Source organism: Glaciecola sp. 33A (genome assembly GCF_002836745.1).
Lineage (GTDB): Bacteria > Pseudomonadota > Gammaproteobacteria > Enterobacterales > Alteromonadaceae > Glaciecola.
Map to the genome: position 1 here is coordinate 20,972 of NZ_PJAR01000030.1, position 21,064 is coordinate 42,035.

The window sequence follows — 21,064 nt, forward strand, 5'->3', positions numbered from 1 at the left end:
AAAGCATAAAACGAGTAATGTAGCGTAATTTATTTAGGCTACATTAATGTAGTCTTTACTTTTTTATTTTAGATTTAACATAAACGGGGAACGACATGATTCCAAAGCTTCCTGATAAAAAGTCGAACGCCCAAGATATTCAAGCATTTATTGGCAAAGTCAAAAATGCCCCACTTGTCACTGGCGTAGGCAAGGGCAGATTAATATTTGCAATGGATGCAACAGCAAGTCGTGAGCACTGTTGGGATATGGCTAGTCAACAACATGCAGCTATGTTTGCTGAAGCAGACAAAGTAAGTGCGCTCAGTGTGCAGCTTTGTTACTACCGAGGGATGGGGGAGTTTAAAGCGCTTCCTTGGACACGCGGCGCCGATGAAATCAAACAAGCCTTGCTTTCGGTACGCTGCTTGGCTGGACAAACACAGATCGCCAAAGTGTTATCGCATGCATTGAGTGAAACTCGCACAAGCAAAGTAAACGCACTGGTATTTGTCGGTGATTGTATTGAAGAAGACCCAGATTTACTTGGAACCTTGGCAGGTAAGTTAGGAATACTTAATTTACCTTTATTTATTTTTCAAGAAGGAAACAATCCTCAAGTCGGAAATATCTTCTCACAGCTAGCGACATTGAGTGGAGGAGCATATTGTCAGTTTGATCAAGGCAGTGCCAAACAGTTAGGTCAGTTGTTGGCCGCGGTTGCGGTATATGCAGCGGGCGGTAAACCCGCTTTGAAAAGTAATTTATTGAGCATGGATGCGAGCGTGCAACATTTATTGCAGCAGCTAAAGTAACCATAATTAGATAGCGGCCCGTAATCTAAATGTTTAAATGCAAATATCAATACCGTGAAATAAAGGATGATAGGCTTTACGGCTTAACTGATACCTCAAATAAGTGAAAACTCTATGTTAGGACTTGTTGTTTTAATAGTGGTTATTATCATCGGCTATATCGCGGTGGGATATATACGACCGCTTAAGCGAGCACAAATAAAGAAAGTTGGCGCGAAAGCAGGCGCACTCGCGTTTATCGCGATTCTGCTCTTGCTAACGATCACCGGAAAGCTTTATATTTTGGCGGCACTGGGAACAGCGTTAGTTCTATTTGCTAAACGCTTGTTTCCATTTCTACGTTATTTCCCATTTTTAAAAGGACTTTACCAGAAGGCTAAAGTAAAACAAAGTTCGGGTTCACCTCAGCATTCTACAATTGAAACCAGCTTGCTCAAAATGACTCTTGATCACGAAAGTGGCAATGTAGATGGCGAATTGCTGGCTACGGATAACAAGGGCAAATATCTGTCTGAGTTAAGTCTGTCAGAGTTAGTCTCTCTGTATGACCTAGCAGATAAGCAATATCCTGATTCTATTGAAGTTTTAGCCGCCTATCTTGATCGCAAGTATGGTTCTGACTGGCACGAAGCTGCTAATGCCGGAAACTATTCAGGGGATAGTGAACAAAACTCTCGGGGAAGAGACAGCGTTGAGATGACGGCAATTGAAGCTTATGCGGTACTCGGCCTTAATGATAACGCAACGGATGAGGAGGTTATCGCAGCTCACCGCAAACTGATGCTAAAGCTCCATCCTGATCGGGGAGGCAGCAATTATTTGGCAGCAAAAATAAATCAGGCCAAGAATTTACTTGTAAGCAGCAAGGACAAGTAAACTTTGAATAGATTGGCTTGGTGTCAGTTTACCAATGCTGTCATGTCGATGTCGATGTCGACCTAGAAACAGTTGAAGGGATCTTATACTAGCGAAGCGGAATTTTGAGGCAATCTTCGCTGGCATCGCCCAACTCTGTGCCGCCATCTACTGTCATAATCGACCCATTTATATACCGACCCATATCACTAGCGAGATAGATTGCCGCATCGGCTATATCTTTGGTTTCGCCAAATCGTTTGCTAGCAATCTTAGCAGACATTGCCGCTTTCGCCTCTGGAGTAGGGGCTAAGCGCTCTGCGCCCTCAGTTCCATTAATGGGGCCTGGTGAAATACCATTGACCGTGATGCCAGATGCGCCCCATTCAACAGCTAAGCATTTAATCATCATATTGATACCTGCTTTTGCTGCGCAAACGTGAACCTGAAAGGGCATTACAGTGACTGCTTGAGGAGCAGTGATCGCGATAAGTGATGCGCCTTTGTTTATATGATTAAAGCCTAGGTGGAACACGTTATATGTACCTAGAAGGTCAATATCGATGACAGTCTTAAAGCCTTTTGGTGAGATCCCTAAGGCAGGTGCTGGAAAATTGCCTGCCGCACCGGAGATTAGACAGTCAATCTTGCCAAGTTGCGCGACACATGACTGTAAAGCGTTCTCAACTTGTTCCGGATCCCTAACGTCAGCGGTCAGCGCAATGGCACTGTGTCCGTTAATGCTTTTAACACTTTCTGTAATCTCTTGAGCTGCTGCTAGGGCTTTATCTGAGTTTCGGCCCAGTACTGCGATCTTCGCACCCACTGCTGCCATGCCCTTGGCTATACCTAAATTAATACCACTGGTGCCGCCTGCAATAAAAACAACTTTGTCTTTTAGTGTTGACTGATCAAACATATTGATTTGCTCCTTTGTACGGCAATTTTAAATTGTACTCTTACTGACCTTGCGTCAATGATTTTCTAGCGTAGCGAAATAATAATAGTAAAGGCTATACTCAGTCTCTGCAACTAACGTTTGTTTTTTAGTGCTAGGTATAGGCATCCTTATAGTTTACGCTTTGCCGTCTAGTTTAACTAACTTTGCCGCGCTTAATACCAGAGCAGCAGATGGGCGCACAGTAAAGTCAGGGTTAACATAGTTAAACTGTACCGTTCCAGTTTCATCTAGAATGAAAATAGCAGGTGCTGGTAATACCGCTCTTTGTGTTTTATCCGCGGTGAGCTCAACATTCATGCGGTCTTTGTAAAGCTTACGAGTATCGTTAGGAACATAGTAAGCGACACCAAAGCCACGGATAGCGGCCAAGCTTTCATCAGAAATTAAGGCAATGGCGAACTCAGTTTGCAGTTTTTGTGTTTGTAGCTTTTCTGGTGACTCAGGAGATATTGCCAATAGTTGATAACCCTCGTCTATCAAGTCTTGCTCAATTAACCTTAACTCGGCTAATTGTCGACTGCAATAAGGACACCATCCACCTCGGTAAAAGATAAGCACGGTTGGTTTTTGCATAAGCAAAGCTTGCAAACTTACGCGAGAACCATCCGCTGTTTTCACAGTCACATTGGGCGCTGCTGAACCGTTGAGTAGGGGCGTTACATCTTCAACTTTGTCTGCAATAACAGTTCTATCTAAAGCTAAGGCTGATGATGACACTGCGGCCGTAAGTGCAAATGCGGCTAACAATAACCATTTTTTCATGTTAATTCCTTTTTTATCAAATTCGATTAAATAAATTTAATAGGGTGAGTTGGTTTTAAGTTGCGTATTCAAATCATCGATCAATATTAGACCAATCGAAAATAAGGTTCATTTATTCACTACAACAGACCAAGCCAACACACAAATCATTTCATAAAAATCAGCCTCTTTTTGAAGTTACTTTTTAAGCGATATTTAGGAGCTCAGCAGACGACGGATTTTTAGTACTATCTTGAAAACTGTAGCGCTTTCCACCAACTCTCATCTGCTTGTATGTGGCCGACGTTATCGATATATGGGAAAGGAAGGTGTCGACGCTGACATTCTTTAAAAAGAACAGGAAAGCCGCCTTTGAATAAAGTGATTTGGCATTCTTGTTCATCCAAACTTTGGGTATCATACATACCAGCTGCTTGGCGCTGACCCTGAGCTTCATACATCACTATTGCGGCTGCCACAGATACATTCAAAGATTGTACCATTCCGACCATAGGCACAATGATAGAATGGTCGGCTAATGCAATTGCATCTGCTGTGGCACCTGTCTTTTCTTGGCCTAACAATACAACCGTAGGTTTAGTGTAGTCAATGTCACGAAAATCACACGCGTTGTCATCTAAGTGGGTGACTAAGACTTGCATACCCTGCTCTTTAAAATGACCGATTGCCTGTTGAATAGTATTGTGAAGTTGGGTTTTCACCCAAACATCACTGCCCATTGCCGTGCACTTTCGTAGGTTTTCAGCTTCATTCCATACGGCGTGAACTTTGTGAACACCGACAGCGTCACATGTGCGAATAACGGCAGAAACGTTGTGCGCTTTGGTCACCTCTTCCAAACAGACAGTGAGATCCGGTTGTCTCATTTTTAGTAATTGGCGAATACGAGTATAACGTTCCATCGACATGCTTTGATTCATATTGATGTCTCCAAGCGCTATTCGGGTAGCACCATTACGCCATCAATCTCGATTTGTGCACCTTTGGGCAATTGGGATACACCAATCGCTGCGCGCGCTGGATAAGGCTGCTTGAAGTACTTGGCCATAATTTGATTAACAGTGGCGAAGTGACCTAGGTCGATTAGAAATATATTAACCTTGACCAGGTGCGATGTGTCGCCACCCGCTGCGTTACATACTGCTTTCAAATTTTCGAACACTTGCACAGCTTGCTCAGCAAAGTCGTCTGAAACCAAAGCCATGGTGCTCGGCACCAGTGGAATTTGGCCTGATAGATATACAGTTGTACCTGCTTTTACTGCTTGACTGTAAGTGCCTATAGCGGCAGGTGCATCGTCGGTCTGAATAATAGACTTAGACATTTATCTTCCTTTTTTAAATGAGTTATTTTTGTTTGTATTGACTGTGCCGCGATACTTTTTGAAGTTCAGGCAGGGCTCGAATTTTACGCATAATTTTGGCAAGGTGAACTCGATTTTTGGTCGTGAGTTCAATATCGATGACATAGATACTATTTTCACGTTCTTCAGTTTGTAAATTAATAATACTCGAGTCGCAGCTCACAATAGTACTAGTTAACGCTGCTAGTGTACCTTGATGGTTGAACAGCTCTAAACGCAATGCTGCTTTAAACTCACCTTGCGGTACATCGTCCCATTCCATCGGCAATACCCGCTGTGGCTCCTCTCGACTGAGCTTACGAATATTAGTACAACCCGTTTGATGGATAACAATGCCACGACCCGGTGATAAAATAGCAACCACTTCGTCACCGGGAATAGGATGACAACAACGTGAGAAATGCACCAATAACCCCTCTGTACCGCGTATTGCGACATGCGATTTTTTCTCAGAAAGGCTAGGATTTTCACCGACTAAACGTCTGGCAACAATTGCACTTAATTCATTGCCCATGCCAATATTAGTTAACAAATCCTCAAAGCTGTCACACTTAGTTTCTTCCACTACTCGTTCAATATCAGCAGGAGAGATTTCATCTAACTTAATAGTGCCTAAAGCATGACGCAGTAAACGGTTACCCATACTTACCGCATCTTCAGATTGTTGGCGTTTTAGGAAGTGACGAATATTACTACGAGCACGCGCACTCACGACGAAGTTTAGCCAGTTTGCGTTAGGCTTGGCTCTGGGCGACGTAATAATTTCGATGCTTTGACCGTTTTCCAAGGGCTTACTCAAGGAGTAGTTTCGACGCTCCACCCTTGCACCAACACAAGTATTACCTACATCAGAATGCACAGCGTAAGCAAAATCAACGGCAGTTGCACCCATCGGCAGCTCAACAATTGTGCCTTTGGGTGTAAATACATAAATTTCTTCAGGGAATAAATCAGACTTTACACTCTCAATAAATTCAGCAGATGTGCTAGAGCGCAATTGCAGTTCGGTTAACGACTGGATCCATTGATTTGCTCTAAGTTGCGCGGTCGTGCCTTTATCAGCAGATTTTTTATATAACCAATGCGCGGCGACACCTTTGTCAGCCATGTGGTCCATTTCTGCAGTACGAATTTGTACTTCAACCGGAATACCGTGCGGTCCGATTAATGACGTATGCAACGATTGATAACCGTTAGTACGCGGAATAGCGATATAGTCTTTGAAACGATTTTCGATCGGTTTATACATGCCATGCATAGCACCTAAAACGCGGTAACAATTGTCTATATTTTCTACAACCACTCGAAAAGCATAAATGTCCATGACTTCGGTAAACGACAGCTCTTTGTTTTTCATCTTTTGATAGATGCTATAAAGATGCTTTTCACGGCCTAGCACCGTGCCACTGATACCGGATAACTCAAGACGTTGAACCAGTTCATTTTGGGTTTTTTCAATTATCGCTTTGCGATTCCCTCGCGCTTGGTTAACTGCAGAGCGCAATGCCCGATGACGCATTGGGTACATGGCTTGAAAACCAAGATCTTCGAGCTCATTTTTTATATCGTGAATACCTAAACGATGCGCCAAGGGTGAATAAATTTCGAGAGTTTCCAAGGCAATACGACGACGTTTATCCGGGCGAAGTGAGCCCAGCGTTCGCATGTTATGCGTGCGGTCAGCTAGCTTAATCAAGATAACTCTAATATCTTGTACCATCGCCATTAACATCTTACGAAAGTTCTCAGCCTGCGCTTCTTGTTTGCTGCCAAATTTGAGCTTATCTAACTTACTCACACCTTCAACTAATTCGGCAACCGTTTCACCAAATGCAAGGCTTAAATCTTCTTTGCTGTAGTGCGTATCTTCAATGACATCATGCAGTAATGCTGCCATTAACGTCTCGTAGTCGAGATCCATATCGGCAAGAATACCGGCAACAGCAACTGGATGAGTGATGTAAGGATCACCACTACTGCGCGTCTGACCGTCGTGAGCGTCACGCGCAAGCACATAAGCCGCTTGAATATACTCGACTTGATCTTGTGGTAAGTATTTACTTACCTTTGTTTTTAAACCTTCAAATAGATACACAGATACTAATTAAAAAATAAGAGTCAATATTGCTAGAATACGGTTATTTTCGCGGTTTGCAAACGCAAAAACACCGATTTTCATCGGCGTTTTATAATATATTTTTATTTTCAGATAAATAACGGAATTAAAGCGCTTGTTTGTTAAGCCTCAAAGGCAAAATAACGTCACGTTCGATTTTTAGTTATCTGAAAGAATGCTCGCTACAGAAGCAAACTCAGCAGCTTCTTGTTCACGCTGATCATGTAAGTCAGATTGTTCTACTGTTTTAGCAGTCACTAAACCTAACTCAATTTCACGAAGCGCAACTACCGTTGGCTTATCGTTACCGACATCTACAAGAGGCTCTTTGCCTTCTGTAGCAAGTTGTCTCGCTCGGCGAGCTGCAACTAATACTAAATCGAATCTGTTACCAATTTGGTTTACAGCATCTTCAACTGTTACACGTGCCATGTTGTGCTCCGATAAAATCAATAAGTATTTCAAAAAATGGTGGCGAAGTATACTGCATAACATTACTAAAGCATAGTCAATTCGTTTACTTCAGAGCCAATTCCTCTACTCTTTTGTTAATAAGCTGGGGAAAAGTGAACCGTATCTAATTTGTTGATTTTCTAAGCTGAGACGTTGAGCTGTAATGATAGCCTCAAATTCTTTGTGCGCGATTGCTAAATTATCATTTACAATGACAAAATCGAATTCATTGAAGTGAGACATTTCTGACTGTGCTGCGGCCATCCGTTTGGCAATAACTTGGTCAGAGTCCTGCCCACGACCTGACAATCTAGTTTGTAAGATGTGTATCGAAGGGGGTAAAATGAAAATTCCAATAACCCTTGGATTTTGCAGCTTGACTTGGCGCGCACCCTGCCAATCAATATCTAAAAATACATCAATACCCTGTTGAAGCTTATCGCTAATGGCGGCTTTGGACGTACCATAATAGTTACCAAACACTTCAGCATGTTCATAGAAAGCGTCATTTTCAATCATGCCTTTAAACATTGCAGGATCCACGAAGTGATATTCAACTCCATTTTGCTCGCCCTTTCTGGGTGCCCTCGTGGTATGCGATACCGACAATTGCATAGCTTGTTTATGGCTAGACTTATTCAAAATTTCGTTGATTAACGTTGACTTACCGGCACCAGATGGGGCCGCAACAATAAATAAGTTACCTAATTGTTGAGCCGATTCTTGGGGTATGTAAACAGATGTACTTTTGGGCATATATAGGAATTTTTGTTAATTAATAGTGCTACGATATTCAACAATGGTAGCATAAGCAAAAGTAAAGTGCGCAAATTGGAAAACCAAAAAATGAAAGATGCGGATTATCATGAATTAATAGACACGCTGTTTATTTCAATTGAAGAGGCCTTAGACATATGTGAAGTGGATATCGACTATGAAGGCGCTGGTGGGATCATGACCTTAACAATGCTCAATCATACCAAGATCATTTTGAATAAACAGCCACCATTACAACAGCTTTGGGTCGCGACAAAATTTAACGGCCATCATTTCAATTACACCAATGACGTATGGATCGACGAGCGCACAGGCGCCGAATTTTTTGCATTTTTCGATGAAGCAATCAGCAAACAAGCTGGCCAACCTGTAACGCTTAAGCTGCAAGGATAAAATAATGACTCAGGAATTATTACCTGGCGTGGAAATTCAGCCAAAAGGAGAGCATAAAGCCACTATTATTTGGCTACATGGCTTAGGTGATTCAGGTAATGGGTTTGCACCTATCGCTCCTGAACTTAAGTTACCCGACCAATTGGGTGTTAAATTTATCTTTCCTCACGCACCCATTCGGCCAGTTACCATTAATAATGGAATGGAAATGCGCGCATGGTATGACATTAAATCGATGGATATGGATTCACGCGCAGATCTTGACGGTGTTGTTGATTCATCGCAACGCATTGAGCAGCTTATTCGTGCTGAAATAGCATCGGGAATTGATTCAAAAAAAATAATGCTCATTGGGTTTTCACAAGGTGGTGTAATTGCATTGCATTTGGGCGCCAGATTTACACATCCGATAGCAGGCATTGTGGCGTTGAGCACTTACATGTGTGCACCACAAAGTTTACTCGCGGAAAAATCTGTGGAGAATCAAAATACGCCTGTATTTTTTGCGCACGGTCAACAAGATGAAGTCGTTCCTTTATTTTTAGGTAATTCAGCGTTTCAAGTAATGAAAGAAAATGGCTACAATGTTGAGTGGAAAGAGTACATGATGCAACATAACGTGTGTATGCCTGAGATTGCTGACATTTCTACATTTATTCAAGCACAACTAGCTTAAAACAACAGACAGGTAATATGAGCACTAACAAATCTTCACAACGGGTTATTCGAATTGCCACTAGAAAAAGCGACCTTGCTATGTGGCAAGCTAAGTATGTGCAAGCAGCATTGCTTGAGCATCACCCGGAAGTAACGGTTGAGTTACTGCCTATGTCAACAACAGGCGATCGGATTTTAGATACACCGTTAGCGAAAATTGGTGGTAAAGGGTTATTTATTAAAGAGCTAGAAATTGCCATGCAAAATGGTCAGGCTGATATTGCCGTTCACTCGATGAAAGACATACCCGTTGACTTCCCTGACGGTTTTGGCCTACACGCGATTTGTGAACGTGAGAATCCGTTTGACGCGTTTGTTTCAAATACGTTTGAATCAATTGATGCGCTTCCGCAAGGTGCGATTGTCGGTACATCTAGCTTACGCAGGCGATGCCAGTTGCGCGCATTTCGTGGCGATCTCGTTATTAAAGATTTACGTGGCAATGTAAATACTCGATTAGCGAAGTTGGATGCCGGTCAATATGACGCTATTATACTAGCCTCAGCAGGGTTGATACGCTTGGGTATGCGCGATCGTATACAGCAAGAAATTAATGCTGACATTAGCTTACCGGCTGTTGGTCAAGGTGCCGTGGGAATTGAGTGTCGCAATGACGATGCAGAACTCATCGCATTATTAGCCTCACTAAACCATGGCGCCACCGCAATACGCGTTACAGCCGAACGCGCAATGAACGCAAGACTAGAAGGCGGTTGCCAAGTCCCTATTGGTAGTTACGCAGTCATCAATGGCAACTCGCTGTTATTACGCGGATTGGTCGGCACACCTGATGGCAAAACGATGTTGAAATCCCAAGCCCAAGGACCGTTAAACGATGCCAAAAAAATTGGTGAAGCAGTGGCAAGTGAATTGCTAGCAAAAGGCGCTAGGTCTATTTTGGATTCCTTATATAACGACTAAACAAACTCAGAGGCAATAGCAAACATGTATTTGATACTGCGTCCAAAAGCAAAACTAGCTGATTCAGTTCTGTGCTTCCAAGAAGCTGGATTAAGCGCACTTGGTTGCGGCCTTATTGATACCGCCACGCTGCCAGATGCGTTTACCCTGCTGCCAAGCCTGTATGCATTCACTCCAGACCTTGTTGTGGTTACCAGCACTGTCGCTGCCGACCTATATATTGATACTATTGCGCATATCCAAGGCGTGGATCGCCTACAGACAGAGCAAAATAAGCAAGCCTCAAACTTACCTTTTATTGCAGTTGGTACCAGCACAGCCAAAAAATTATCTAGTCAACATGAACGAGTTATACAAGCGAGGCCATCAAATTCAGAAGGCATATTGGCGTGTGTTTCGCACTTAAAACTTAAACACGCTAATGTTGCGATACTTAAAGGTAAGGGCGGAAGGAACCTAATTAGCAATACGCTAAGTGCAAGCGGGTTTGCCGTTAAAGAATTTGATTTGTATGAACGCCTTCTACTAAAAGCGCCTTATTATACTGGTCACTTTGAGGCTGCCGCTATTCAATGTATTATTGCGACCAGTACAGAAATTATTGATGCGGCTTATAATTACTTTGAACCTGAATGGCTGAATAAATGTCAATGGATAGTGGTTAGTAAAAGAGTAAAGCAACATCTTAGCGCATTAGGCGCGAATAACATTTTCACCAGCAATGGTGCTACCGACAGCCATCTCATCGCTGCCGCTAATCAAGTTAAAGGATCATAACATGAGTGACAAAGAGTCGACCCATTCTGACACCGCATTAGAAAACCCAGAAAACGTGGTAGAAGATGCCGTTATTATTGAGTCTGATTCAGACGCTAAAGCCGCGCCTAAAAGAGTAACAACGGGCGGGCTCTGGCTGTTCAGTGTAGTCAATTTTTTATTGATCATCGGTATCTGCGCCGCGGCAGCTTGGACCGGATATCAGTGGCAGCAAAATCAAACAAATGACTCTGACACCGGCGTAAAAATAGAGGCCGAGTTGTTAAGTATGGATGCTTCCATAGCAAAAATAAATGCATCTGTTGCAAAACATGACGCCGAGTTAGTTAATATTAATGAAGGTCTACACGAGCAAAATCAGGTTTTGAATAAAAACATGGATAGCTTGCTACAACAGATATTGCAAAATGTAGATGAAAACCAAGCCTTAAAATCACGCATTGCTGACCTGTCAGGCAGACGCCCGGCGGATTGGCTATTGGCAGAAGCTGACTATTTGGTGCGTATAGCAGGGCGTAAATTATGGTTAGAAAATGATGTAAGTACTGCCATGTTGATGCTGCAAGCAGCTGATTCTCGGCTCGAAGATATTGGCGACCCGTCTTTGTTTCCAGTGCGTAAACTCATTGCTGAGGACATTCAAGCGCTACACCAAATAAACCCTATATCAGTTAATTCAGTCGCTTTGGCCCTGTCTGGGATGGTTCCTCAAGTTAATAACTTACCATTGAACGCGCTTAAAATTCCTGAAATTAATGATAACAAAGCAGAGAATGAACTTAGTGAGAACATCAGTGATTGGCGTACTAATATTAGCAAAACATGGAACGCATTGGTCGACGATTTTGTTCAAATAGAAACTAGCGATAAGCCGGTTCTTCCCTACCTTTCAACAAAGCAGCGTTGGTTAATTACGGAGCAGTTAAAACTTGCATTATCACAAGCTAAAAGTGCAGCACTAGACGAACAAGAAAGTTTATATTTAAATGCGTTACAACAAGCAATAGCCCTTTTAGTCGAGCATTTTCAACTGGACGATAACAACGTAAAGCAATTTGCAGATGCTTTGCAACAACTTCAAAACACGGATATCGCCAAAGACTACCCGCGTCAGTTACAGTCAGCCAATGCTTTGAAAGACATTATTGACCAGCGGATTAAAAGTGTTTTCAAGAATAATACCGACACAGGTGCATTATGAGAAAACTACTGCTCTACTTTTTTCTGCTCATTTTGTTTTTTGGCGGGTTGTTATTTGGTCATGCTGCCATAGGTGAAAAAGGTCGTATTTTTATTGCGATGGGTGAATGGCGTATTCAAATGACGGTTGTCAGCGCAGTTATTAGCCTGCTCATTGGCTCAATTGTTGTGGTTATTTTATGGTGGGCAACCAAGCGTATTTTTAGAATGATTGCTGGCTCCCGAGATTGGTTTGGCGTTTTGTCCATAAGAAAACAAAACAAAGCCTTTTTTAACGCTATTAATGCTTGTGCCATTGGTGATTATGAAAATGCGCAGAAGTACATCAGTAAAACATTCCCCGGCGAATTCGATGGCGCGAACTATATGTTAGCTGCGGATATTGATAGACGCGTCAATAATGGCAATAATATTGAAAACCTCTTGGGTATCGCTGAAACCTTCCCTGAATCGGAGGCATCAGCAAAAACACAACACGCCGCTTGGTTAATACAGCAACATCAATTTCGACAGGCTGAACTGGTATTGGAAAGTATTGGTGCCAAGGCTCAACAGCAAGCTGTCGTCGTCAGATTATGGTTGGCAACACTAGCAGCACTGGGTAAATGGGCACTGGTAAAAGAAAAACTCCGTACACATAAAAAAGTGTTAGGAGATGACTACGTGCAATGGGCACAACAAGTAGTTCAAGGTGAGTTTGCCGAAATAGCAAGTAAACAAGGCGCTAATGCGCTTAAAGATAAATGGGCGTCTTTACCCCGCGCCGCGAAAAGAGATATTGCTAATCAAATTGTATATGTGCAGTTACTTATCGACCAAGGCTTGTCACAAGATGCTGAACCCATATTGGTTGAGCTTGCGAAGAAAACGAGAAACCCTTCGTTCCATGGTTTGTTCAAGCAACTCAAACATCCTTCACCGCACCAAGCAATGCGCTTGATCGAGAGTTGGATAAAAGTCGATATGGACAACGCGCAGTTGTATTCAGTGCTAGCACATTTGGCCTACAACAGCGGCGATATCGAACTTGCTGAAAAAGCAGTCAGGAAGGCTCTTGAGCTTGCTAGCAATCCCGAAGATGGTCGTTTATTAGCTAGGTTACTAGAGAAACAAAATGCCTTTGAAAAGGCGAATAATGTGTATAAGGGGCTACTGGCTTCCTGAGCCCTTAGCCTTTGCAGGTCGTTATTAAATCTTGTATTAGTAAATTGGCTTACTCTTCAATCAAAATAGACAATGTCATCTTAAACCGTTTCTCTAGCGCTTTAATTTTGGCAATTGAGTCTTCATCAAAGACGTGACCCTGCCGCAAGATCAGAATGTCATTTTCGTTAAACAGCGATTCAGCTAATACCATACCTGGTTGGATCTGATGCGAACGCCGCCCAATATCAAAACTATCTTCGCTTGCGGCTAATTGCTGCTTCTTTAGTACATTTATAACGCTACCGTCGTATTGCAGACCACTATAGTTTGCTAATTTATCAAGCGAATCGACAACACTGTGTTCGATCCCATCGATTTTACCTGTCCGGTAACGTATATAATCCCTTGCGACCGACAATATCTTAGCGCCGATTGGAATATCCACTCCAGCAACATTATTTGGAAAACCGCGACCACTTACATATTCAAATTGATGCATAATAATATCAGTCACATTTTGCAATTGCGTTGCTGGACTCAATATAAGTTGTGCCTTTGATGATTGAGTGAAAAAGGCATCTTGCTGCGCAGGTGTTAGTTTATTGAATGGCGTTGTTATCACCTTTGCGTCCAATCCAACCATGCCAATTTCACAAATGAAGCCTGCAAAACTGATCGCTTCACATACTTTTTTTTCTACGCCCATCTCTTGAGCAATATCTACAGCGGCTTTACTTACCGATTTGGCGAATGCGCCGCTAAAGTAAGGGCTAATAATTAACAAGTTGTAGACCACTTTTTTTAAAGTCACGATGCTTCTTTCGGATGCATTTAATGCAACCTTCAATTGCTTAGTCCGCTGTTCAACCTGCTCTTCTAAAGCACTATTAATCGTACTTAATTGTTTATTTTGTAATGCTGCTAATTTCGATAGCCGTGTATTTTTAGATACTTGGCGATACTGCACAATACCATTCTCAACAGCCTTAATCAGCTCTTCATTATTCCATGGCTTCTGTAAAAACCGATGTACTTGACCTTTATTAATGACTTCAAGCGTAGATTCTAAATCGGCGAATCCAGACAAGACTATGCGATACGTTTGCGGGAAGTCCTTTGCTACTTTGGCTAAGAATTCAGACCCACTCATTCCTGGCATTCTCATATCAGAAACGACCACATGAACGGTATTAGTTTGCATGAATTCGAATGCTTTTTGGGCACTATCCGCTAATACAATTTTGAATGGCTTACCATGAAAAATACGTTTCATGGTTCGTAATATATTCGCTTCGTCATCAATAAATAGAACTCTAAATAGGGGGCTCTTTGATAAATCGTTTTTAATATCTGACATAGTTAACTTTACTCTCAACAGTATCTTTAATCGGTAATATGAGAGTAAATGTAGTGCCTCTACCCATCTGGCTGCTTACGTTAATAAGCCCTCCATGTTCTCGCATAATATCAAATGAAATCGATAGACCCAGTCCTGTACCTTCGCCCTCTGGCTTGGTTGTGAAAAATGGATTAAAAATACTTTTGAGCGTTTTTTCATCCATCCCTGAACCAGTATCTATCACTTTAATTTCAATTTGTCCGTCAACAAATTTAGACTCTATCGTCACCTTACCATTTGACTCAATAGCCTGCCCCGCATTCATCACCAAGTTTGTTAACACTTGATTTATCTTGCCAACATTTAAGAAGGTTTGCGGCACGTCGTGCAAATCTAAGAAGAGTTCGGCATTTTGCTCAACCTTGGACTTTACCATTTTAGCCGTGGTCAAAATACACTGATTAACGTCGACCAATTGCATGGTATCGCTGTCTGCTCGTGAGAACATTTTCATATTTTTCACTATTTCAATAACCCGTTTTAGGCCATCGTCGGTATCTTTGAGTAAGCCTTTTACGTCGTCATTGATAAAATCAATATCTTGGTCTTTAAGATAACTTGCCATATCCTTAATTAGTCTCGCTTCATCTTCATGATAACTCGTCGACTCGCTCGACAATGCCAATAAGGCTTTTGTGCGATTACATATTTGAATATACACCTCGATGTAATTTCTTAGGCAACTGACATTACTATTAATAAAGCCTATCGGGTTATTAATTTCGTGAGCTAGACCCGCGGCTAACTGTCCAACCGATGCCATTTTTTCAGCCTGCAAGAGCTGTTGTTGAGCTAATTTCAGATCATTATTAATTTGTTTTAACTCTCGGTTTTGCAATTCGATTTGTTCGGTACGTTTCGCCACTTTGGCTTCTAATGCGCGGTTTAACCTCTGTAATGCATTTTGAAATGATTGCGTACCTTGATGCTCTACTTCTAAATTTTGAACCAGCGAGTTAAAGGCACTTGCTACTTCTGCAAGCTCATCTAGGGAGTCTTCAGGCACTCTGGCAAAGTCAAACTTACCTGAGTCTATGGCTTTTGTGATGTTTCTAGCACTGTTGCGCAATACGCTAAGTTGTGTGGTTAAGTAGCTGCCTAAGAATAACGAAAATAATGCCACCAATAGCATTTCGAACAACGCGATCCCCGCAGTTAATCGAGTAATAGACGCAATAGAACGCTGCACTTGAGTCGTACTAATACCAATCTCAACATGTCCGAATACGACTGTGTCCTCTATTATTTGTGAAGTAACATCAAAAACGCCGTCGTCGACATCAGATACTTTGATGTCCGCTTTAAAAGACCGAGTCAGGGCGCCCATTCTGCTTGCTTTGGCAACCTCATCGCCAGACTCATTAACGACACGAGCGTAAACAATATCTGGATTATTAACTACTTCAGTCACAATGGAGTCTAGTGAAATCAGATCATCCGACAAAACACTATTTTTTACCGTGGTTGCAAAAAGTTTTGCCGTTATTTGCGCGCGTTTGATGAGGTTTTCATTTGCAATATCAGCCATAAATTTGGTGACTATGAAAACCAACATAAGCAACAATGCACCTTGAATTAGCGCGGTACCTAATATGGTTTTAGCCTTCAATGATAAACGCATAAACGACTCGACTTAGTTGACTTGCATTAGCAGTTCAAGATGACCTACTATTTCTACATCTTTAATGCCGGCCCACTCTACACCTTCTGGTCTCACAAAAGGACTAAAATTTAGTACGGTTAATAATTCCACTACGGTAGGTGTAATAGCAATATCCATTTTTGCTAAATTTATTCGAGGAATAATAGTGGTAGCGAAAGAAGTTGCAGTAGGAAACAACGCTATCCTTATGAGCTCCACTACATTGTAATAACTTACCTTCTTTTTTGGCCGTGGCTTCGTGGCCAGACTCTCGATAATAAAACACATAATGCAGTGGATTCATGTATGCTAAATCATACTTACCTTCTAGCGATCTTGCCGCACACAACAGCATATTTGTTGCAGTCATAAACGTTAATTGGATACCAGACTATTGTGAAGACATTGACAAACCGGCCTTGATTTGGCAGCCGGTCTGTTAGCAGAGTGTAGCAGAACAACCCCAAAGGTTAGCGGTACTAGAGAATAAAGCTGAGGAGCCTTTCTTCACGCATACGCCTCTTGTTCTGTCTCTATTATAGAGTCTAGGACCATTGCAAGTGCATAGTTATCAAGTGGCTTTGCTAATTTAAACACTTTCGCATCGTGGTCTGCCGATAATCGGTGGTCGCTAAATTCATCAAAAACAATGATGTGTGGCTTATAGTCTAGCTTCGATTCGATTACTTTAGTCAACGCCGGAATGTCCACGCGAGAAGTTTGGCTATCAATCATAATTAGAGAGGGTTTGTGCTGCGCAATTTCAACGCCCGATTCGATTCCGTGTTGGTAAACTTGTGTTACAAAACCGGCATTTCTAGCGATCCGCTGTACGTTCTTCACAAGCTGTTTTTCAACTGAAACAATAAAACAAGATTTTTCTTGCTCAACAATCAATTCAGACGGCACTGGAATTTGGTTTTGCACTAAAAAATCCAGCAAGTCGTTATGCTTAACACGGTTGTTACCCCGACCTGGTAACTTAAATGCCTTTAATTTTTTCGCTTCTATCCAGCGAATTACTGTTCGTGGGTTAACGTCACAGATTTTTGCAACATCGCCACTTGAGAATGACTTCATATTATATCGACTACATCAAACTAATGAGAACTGGAGATTATCAGACGCCTTTTAAAATTGCGACATTCAGCCCGATCTGCTGACATACTTAGCTATTGATTTATATACCTACGTAAGCGCTGAATCGGACTGATAAGCCTGTCTTTCTTATACTTTCTCATACCTTTCAGCTCGACTGTTACACGCAATTAATAAGTCAAGCCACTTACTTGATATTGCCGTTTATAAATTTAAACTTTGTGTAGGCGACGTCTGCATGCAACTGCTGCCAAAAGCGAAACTAGTAAGGTGCCCATAGAACCGCCTGAATCAGAATCATTACTGGCGTTTTCGGTACTAGCAGCTAACAATGTATTGGCCGCCGGATTTAAGCTTGGGTTAGTAACCACTGCGTCATTGATAATTACTATGTCGGTTATGATGACTAAATTACTGTCGGTTGGCACTGTACCGGCCGACTTGTCAGTCGAGGTAAAGTCTCGTAAAGGAATAGTGGTAAACGGAGCACCATAATCAAAGTTGGGGGTATTTGCAATTGCATCGACAATCTCCATTCCATTGCCTAAAACTTGCCCAAATACGGTAAAACCACCATTTTGTACGTCAAGATTTGCAGCATTATTGCTCACATTAATAAACCACTGGGACGTTGCACTGTTTACATTTCCACCCACTTTTGCCATCGCAATTGTGCCACGAACGTTCGACAGTGCGGGTTCATTCTCAACGGCAGCGCTGGTTTGAATGGCGGTTGGAGGAAACACATTGTTATAAGTAAAACCGCCCGCTTGCATCACAAAATTAGCTTGCGTTCGGTGTACAACGCTATTCGCATACTCGCCTGAATTAACGTAACTTAGAAAGTTTTCAACCGTTTTAGGTGTAGTTTCGTCATATAAATTGACTACGAAGTTACCAAGTACCGTACGCACTTCCACAACTGTCGCTTGAACTGAAAGTGGAACGACCATTACCAATGAGAGTAAGATAGCCGAAAAGCCCTTTGATTTAGTTAATGTCATGATGATTTTCTTATTGTTTTGTTTTAAATGTAAATTAACATCTAATACTGGTTGAGATGGATTGATTTATAATAAAAATAAACAGGCTGTAAGCATTCTGCCTGCGGGTTAGTTACCCGTATTAAGGTTAATCGATATCGAGGCGTAAAACCAGTGCGTGAAAGAGCAAACTTCGGCACTTATTGTTAATTCCTTATTTTTAACGCCTTACTTTACAGCTTGCACTTGCACTGACACTGATGCACTTCTACCAAGGTCATCACTAACTTGAACCTCGTAGTCACCCGTTTTGGCCTTCCATATTAAAGGGGTGTGATTAGACGTATCGGATAAATCGTTATTACCGATGAACTGACCGTTGGCAAACCAATATAGATAACTTGCCTGCGCATCAGCATTCGCTTGTAGTGGAATCGACACGATGCTTTTTAAGCTACTCTCAACGACGTAATTAAGCAGAGATTGTGGCGAGATAATCTGCGGTTTATCGCCCTCGGCGACAATGTCATCAAACCCACAGTTGGGCATAAATCGTGGTGGCTTTTCAATATGCACACCGGCTTGTGCAAAAAGCGATTGGAATTCTGTAGGCCAGAAAGCATATATCTTCTGTTTTGCCAGTGCTGAGTTTTGGTCGCAGCGCCGCAAGCCAGTAATATTATCCACCCATAGTTTGCGATAAATATTAGCGGTTTTTATTGGAGATACGCCGGGAATGAATAATGTTTTGCTCTTTTCTGGGCACTCTGACTTGTATAAATCGCCTGTTGTTTTGCAGATATCCACCCATTTAAGATCCAGTTGCTGCAAACGAATTGGGTCAAATTGTGTTGATTGATATCGATTGACTGCGTCCAACAACTTAAAGAGCAGCGGCCCCGCAGCCGTTCTGCCAATAAAAGCATTATTACCTTCCCCAGTGAAGTTGCCTATCCAGACGGCCAACACATAGTCACCTGATATTGCAACGGCCCATGCATCCCTGAAAGCCCAAGACGTACCTGTTTTCCAAGCCACTTGGTGTTTATTTTCTCGATCAGGACCGTTATAAAATGCAGTTGGCGCATCGGGCTTTGGATTTTTAGTCAACATGTCAAAAACTAAAAAGGCAGCCTCTGGGCTTACTAGATTGTGCTTATCAGATGCATTACTTTTGACTTCTTCAGCACTCACCCAGTAAGTACTTACTGCGCGTTTATGGGCACCTAAATTAGCAATCATCGCGTAAAGTTCGGTCAATTCAAGCATCGTCACTTCGCCGCCGCCTAACGCCAGAGCAAGGCCATAAAAATCACGCTCGCGCAGTTGTGTAATACCCGCCGCTTTCAAAAAATCATAGAAAGTCAGTACCTTTTCAGGATTTGCTTGGCTGCTCAGTAAAGCCTGTCGCTTAAGCAACTGAGACTGCAATTCAACAGCAGGCACATTGCGGCTTCTAATCAGCGCATCTTGCGCAGAAATAGGGCCAACAAAACCTTTACCAAAGTTTTCCGGCGCAAAACCCGCGTACTTTTTTGGTAAATCTTTTAGCATTGTCATCGGATGAATAAGCCCCGCATCAATAGCCAATGCATAAACGAACGGCTTTAGTGTTGACCCTGGAGAACGTTTAGCCGTGGTGCCATTAACTTGACCCTGTATGCTTGCATTGTCAAAATCAGCTGAACCCAGCATAGCTTCTATGTGCATTGTTTTACTATTGAGCAATAATGCACTGGCGTTATTAAACCCTCTGCTTTGGTTCTGCGTGATATAGGCTTGCAACACTTCTTCAAGTCTATTTTGTAGCTTTAGATCAATTGTACCTTTAATTTTTTGACCGCTTGCAGTTGATTGGCTTGAACTCATCGCAAAATTCTGTGGCTGTTGGGAAAGCAGATGTTGCACAAAATGTGGCGCACTGTAAGGTAAATTTTTGGCTTTACGCACAAACAAGGGCACATTAGCGAGCCTCAGTGCTGCCTCGGTTCGCGGATATTGCGCTAACCAACGCTCAAGCAGTGGTTCCTTTGCTACGGCAATAGCAGCGATACCTTTCGATGTTGAGGGGTTACGCCAATTCGGATTTTGCGGCACCACGGCCAACGTAATGGCTTCGGCAAGACTCAGTGCTGATGCGGGTTTGTCAAAATAAATCAAACTTGCGGCGCCAATACCTTGAATATTTCCGCCATAAGGGGCTAAATTCAGATAGGCTTCAAGAAGCTCTTTTTTTGAATAATGCCGGGCCAGTTGCAGGGCTCTAAATATCTGCTCTATTTTACCACTAAGCTCTTGAGAAGGAATATTCCAGCGTAACCTAGCCACTTGCATGACGATAGTTGAAGCGCCAATACGCCGTTCTTGGAGCACATAGGTTTGCCAAAATGCACGCACCAGTGCTGGGTAGTCGACGCCTGAGTGTGCATAGTAATTTTGATCCTCATACAGTATGGTTGCACGTTGCAAGTGCTCGGCAATGTCGTCGATAGGTGTATATAGGCGATATCTGTCGTCGCGCGCTAGGGAAATGCGCAGTAACTGATCGTTGCGGTCAAAAATGGCGACCGAATAACCTTGGTAATTAGCGAGGTTCGGCTTAGGTAACAGCAAATACATAAGCGCACCTGTAAACAGTGCAAGGCAAATGACAAGAAACACCTTAAAACGAAAAGCTAAGCGCTGGCGAAAGCGCTTTATTGAATTC

General features: G+C 42.4%; 21 protein-coding genes. 8 read left to right on the forward strand and 13 right to left on the reverse strand.

Going from position 1 to position 21,064, the window contains the following annotated elements; translation table 11 throughout:
- Nucleotides 1-95: 95 nt before the first annotated feature.
- On the forward strand, nucleotides 96-794 hold the full coding sequence (locus tag CXF81_RS05025; protein ID WP_101180280.1) for a hypothetical protein: 699 nt from the start codon (nucleotides 96-98) through the stop codon (nucleotides 792-794).
- A gap of 114 nt (nucleotides 795-908) precedes the next feature.
- A complete protein-coding gene (locus CXF81_RS05030; RefSeq protein ID WP_101180281.1) occupies nucleotides 909-1,670 on the forward strand; it encodes a DnaJ domain-containing protein in 762 nt (253 codons plus the stop codon).
- An 88-nt stretch (nucleotides 1,671-1,758) separates the two neighbouring features.
- On the opposite strand, the gene CXF81_RS05035 is transcribed toward CXF81_RS05030, so the two are convergent.
- The 7 genes from CXF81_RS05035 to gmk all read right to left on the reverse strand — a co-directional run bounded on the left by CXF81_RS05035 (nucleotide 1,759) and on the right by gmk (nucleotide 8,060).
- On the reverse strand, nucleotides 1,759-2,568 hold the full coding sequence (locus CXF81_RS05035) for an SDR family oxidoreductase (RefSeq protein ID WP_101180282.1): 810 nt from the start codon (nucleotides 2,566-2,568) through the stop codon (nucleotides 1,759-1,761).
- A 156-nt stretch (nucleotides 2,569-2,724) separates the two neighbouring features.
- Nucleotides 2,725-3,372: a peroxiredoxin-like family protein gene (locus CXF81_RS05040; protein WP_101180283.1), complete on the reverse strand. Its 648-nt coding sequence runs from the start codon at nucleotides 3,370-3,372 to the stop codon at nucleotides 2,725-2,727.
- 227 nt (nucleotides 3,373-3,599) lie between these two features.
- Nucleotides 3,600-4,280: a tRNA (guanosine(18)-2'-O)-methyltransferase TrmH gene (gene trmH, locus CXF81_RS05045; RefSeq protein ID WP_101180327.1), complete on the reverse strand. Its 681-nt coding sequence runs from the start codon at nucleotides 4,278-4,280 to the stop codon at nucleotides 3,600-3,602.
- Between the two features lie 29 nt (nucleotides 4,281-4,309).
- Complete coding sequence (locus CXF81_RS05050) at nucleotides 4,310-4,696, reverse strand: RidA family protein (RefSeq protein ID WP_101180284.1); 387 nt, start codon at nucleotides 4,694-4,696, stop codon at nucleotides 4,310-4,312.
- Nucleotides 4,697-4,718: 22 nt separating this feature from the next.
- Nucleotides 4,719-6,830: a bifunctional GTP diphosphokinase/guanosine-3',5'-bis pyrophosphate 3'-pyrophosphohydrolase gene (gene spoT, locus CXF81_RS05055; RefSeq protein ID WP_101180285.1), complete on the reverse strand. Its 2,112-nt coding sequence runs from the start codon at nucleotides 6,828-6,830 to the stop codon at nucleotides 4,719-4,721.
- 180 nt (nucleotides 6,831-7,010) lie between these two features.
- A complete protein-coding gene (rpoZ, locus tag CXF81_RS05060; RefSeq protein WP_101180286.1) occupies nucleotides 7,011-7,283 on the reverse strand; it encodes a DNA-directed RNA polymerase subunit omega in 273 nt (90 codons plus the stop codon).
- A 105-nt stretch (nucleotides 7,284-7,388) separates the two neighbouring features.
- The gene (gmk, locus tag CXF81_RS05065; protein WP_101180287.1) at nucleotides 7,389-8,060 is read right to left on the reverse strand and encodes a guanylate kinase; all 672 of its coding nucleotides are present in this window, start codon (nucleotides 8,058-8,060) and stop codon (nucleotides 7,389-7,391) included.
- A gap of 90 nt (nucleotides 8,061-8,150) precedes the next feature.
- Between gmk and cyaY the strand changes: the two genes are divergently transcribed.
- The 6 genes from cyaY to CXF81_RS05095 are packed head-to-tail and all read left to right on the forward strand — an operon-like array spanning nucleotide 8,151 to nucleotide 13,253.
- A complete protein-coding gene (cyaY, locus tag CXF81_RS05070; protein WP_101180328.1) occupies nucleotides 8,151-8,474 on the forward strand; it encodes an iron donor protein CyaY in 324 nt (107 codons plus the stop codon).
- Between the two features lie 4 nt (nucleotides 8,475-8,478).
- Nucleotides 8,479-9,150: an alpha/beta hydrolase gene (locus CXF81_RS05075; RefSeq protein WP_101180288.1), complete on the forward strand. Its 672-nt coding sequence runs from the start codon at nucleotides 8,479-8,481 to the stop codon at nucleotides 9,148-9,150.
- Nucleotides 9,151-9,167: 17 nt separating this feature from the next.
- On the forward strand, nucleotides 9,168-10,112 hold the full coding sequence (hemC, locus tag CXF81_RS05080; protein WP_101180289.1) for a hydroxymethylbilane synthase: 945 nt from the start codon (nucleotides 9,168-9,170) through the stop codon (nucleotides 10,110-10,112).
- Nucleotides 10,113-10,136: 24 nt separating this feature from the next.
- Entirely contained in the window at nucleotides 10,137-10,889 is a 753-nt protein-coding gene (locus tag CXF81_RS05085; RefSeq protein WP_101180290.1) for a uroporphyrinogen-III synthase, read from the forward strand.
- Nucleotide 10,890: 1 nt separating this feature from the next.
- Nucleotides 10,891-12,090 carry a uroporphyrinogen-III C-methyltransferase gene (locus CXF81_RS05090; RefSeq protein ID WP_101180291.1) on the forward strand — a complete coding sequence of 400 codons (1,200 nt, stop codon included), beginning with the start codon at nucleotides 10,891-10,893 and terminating at the stop codon, nucleotides 12,088-12,090.
- Nucleotides 12,087-13,253: a heme biosynthesis HemY N-terminal domain-containing protein gene (locus CXF81_RS05095; RefSeq protein WP_101180292.1), complete on the forward strand. Its 1,167-nt coding sequence runs from the start codon at nucleotides 12,087-12,089 to the stop codon at nucleotides 13,251-13,253. The genes CXF81_RS05090 and CXF81_RS05095 overlap by 4 nt, the downstream gene beginning before the upstream one ends.
- Before the next feature lie 49 nt (nucleotides 13,254-13,302).
- Here CXF81_RS05095 and CXF81_RS05100 read toward each other — a convergent pair whose 3' ends face one another.
- From CXF81_RS05100 to pbpC, 6 genes are all read right to left on the reverse strand, one after another.
- The gene (locus CXF81_RS05100; RefSeq protein WP_101180293.1) at nucleotides 13,303-14,592 is read right to left on the reverse strand and encodes an HD domain-containing phosphohydrolase; all 1,290 of its coding nucleotides are present in this window, start codon (nucleotides 14,590-14,592) and stop codon (nucleotides 13,303-13,305) included.
- Nucleotides 14,579-16,255, reverse strand: a complete 1,677-nt coding sequence (locus tag CXF81_RS05105; protein ID WP_101180294.1) for an ATP-binding protein — start codon at nucleotides 16,253-16,255, stop codon at nucleotides 14,579-14,581. The genes CXF81_RS05100 and CXF81_RS05105 overlap by 14 nt, the downstream gene beginning before the upstream one ends.
- Before the next feature lie 12 nt (nucleotides 16,256-16,267).
- Nucleotides 16,268-16,474 (reverse strand): hypothetical protein, encoded by a 207-nt coding sequence (locus CXF81_RS05110; RefSeq protein ID WP_157825496.1) that lies wholly within the window; start codon nucleotides 16,472-16,474, stop codon nucleotides 16,268-16,270.
- 309 nt (nucleotides 16,475-16,783) lie between these two features.
- A complete protein-coding gene (locus CXF81_RS05115) occupies nucleotides 16,784-17,356 on the reverse strand; it encodes a helix-turn-helix domain-containing protein (protein ID WP_101180296.1) in 573 nt (190 codons plus the stop codon).
- Between the two features lie 230 nt (nucleotides 17,357-17,586).
- Nucleotides 17,587-18,378 (reverse strand): peptidylprolyl isomerase, encoded by a 792-nt coding sequence (locus CXF81_RS05120; protein WP_101180297.1) that lies wholly within the window; start codon nucleotides 18,376-18,378, stop codon nucleotides 17,587-17,589.
- A 207-nt stretch (nucleotides 18,379-18,585) separates the two neighbouring features.
- Nucleotides 18,586-20,976: a penicillin-binding protein 1C gene (gene pbpC, locus CXF81_RS05125; RefSeq protein WP_157825497.1), complete on the reverse strand. Its 2,391-nt coding sequence runs from the start codon at nucleotides 20,974-20,976 to the stop codon at nucleotides 18,586-18,588.
- Between the last annotated feature and the right edge of the window lie 88 nt (nucleotides 20,977-21,064).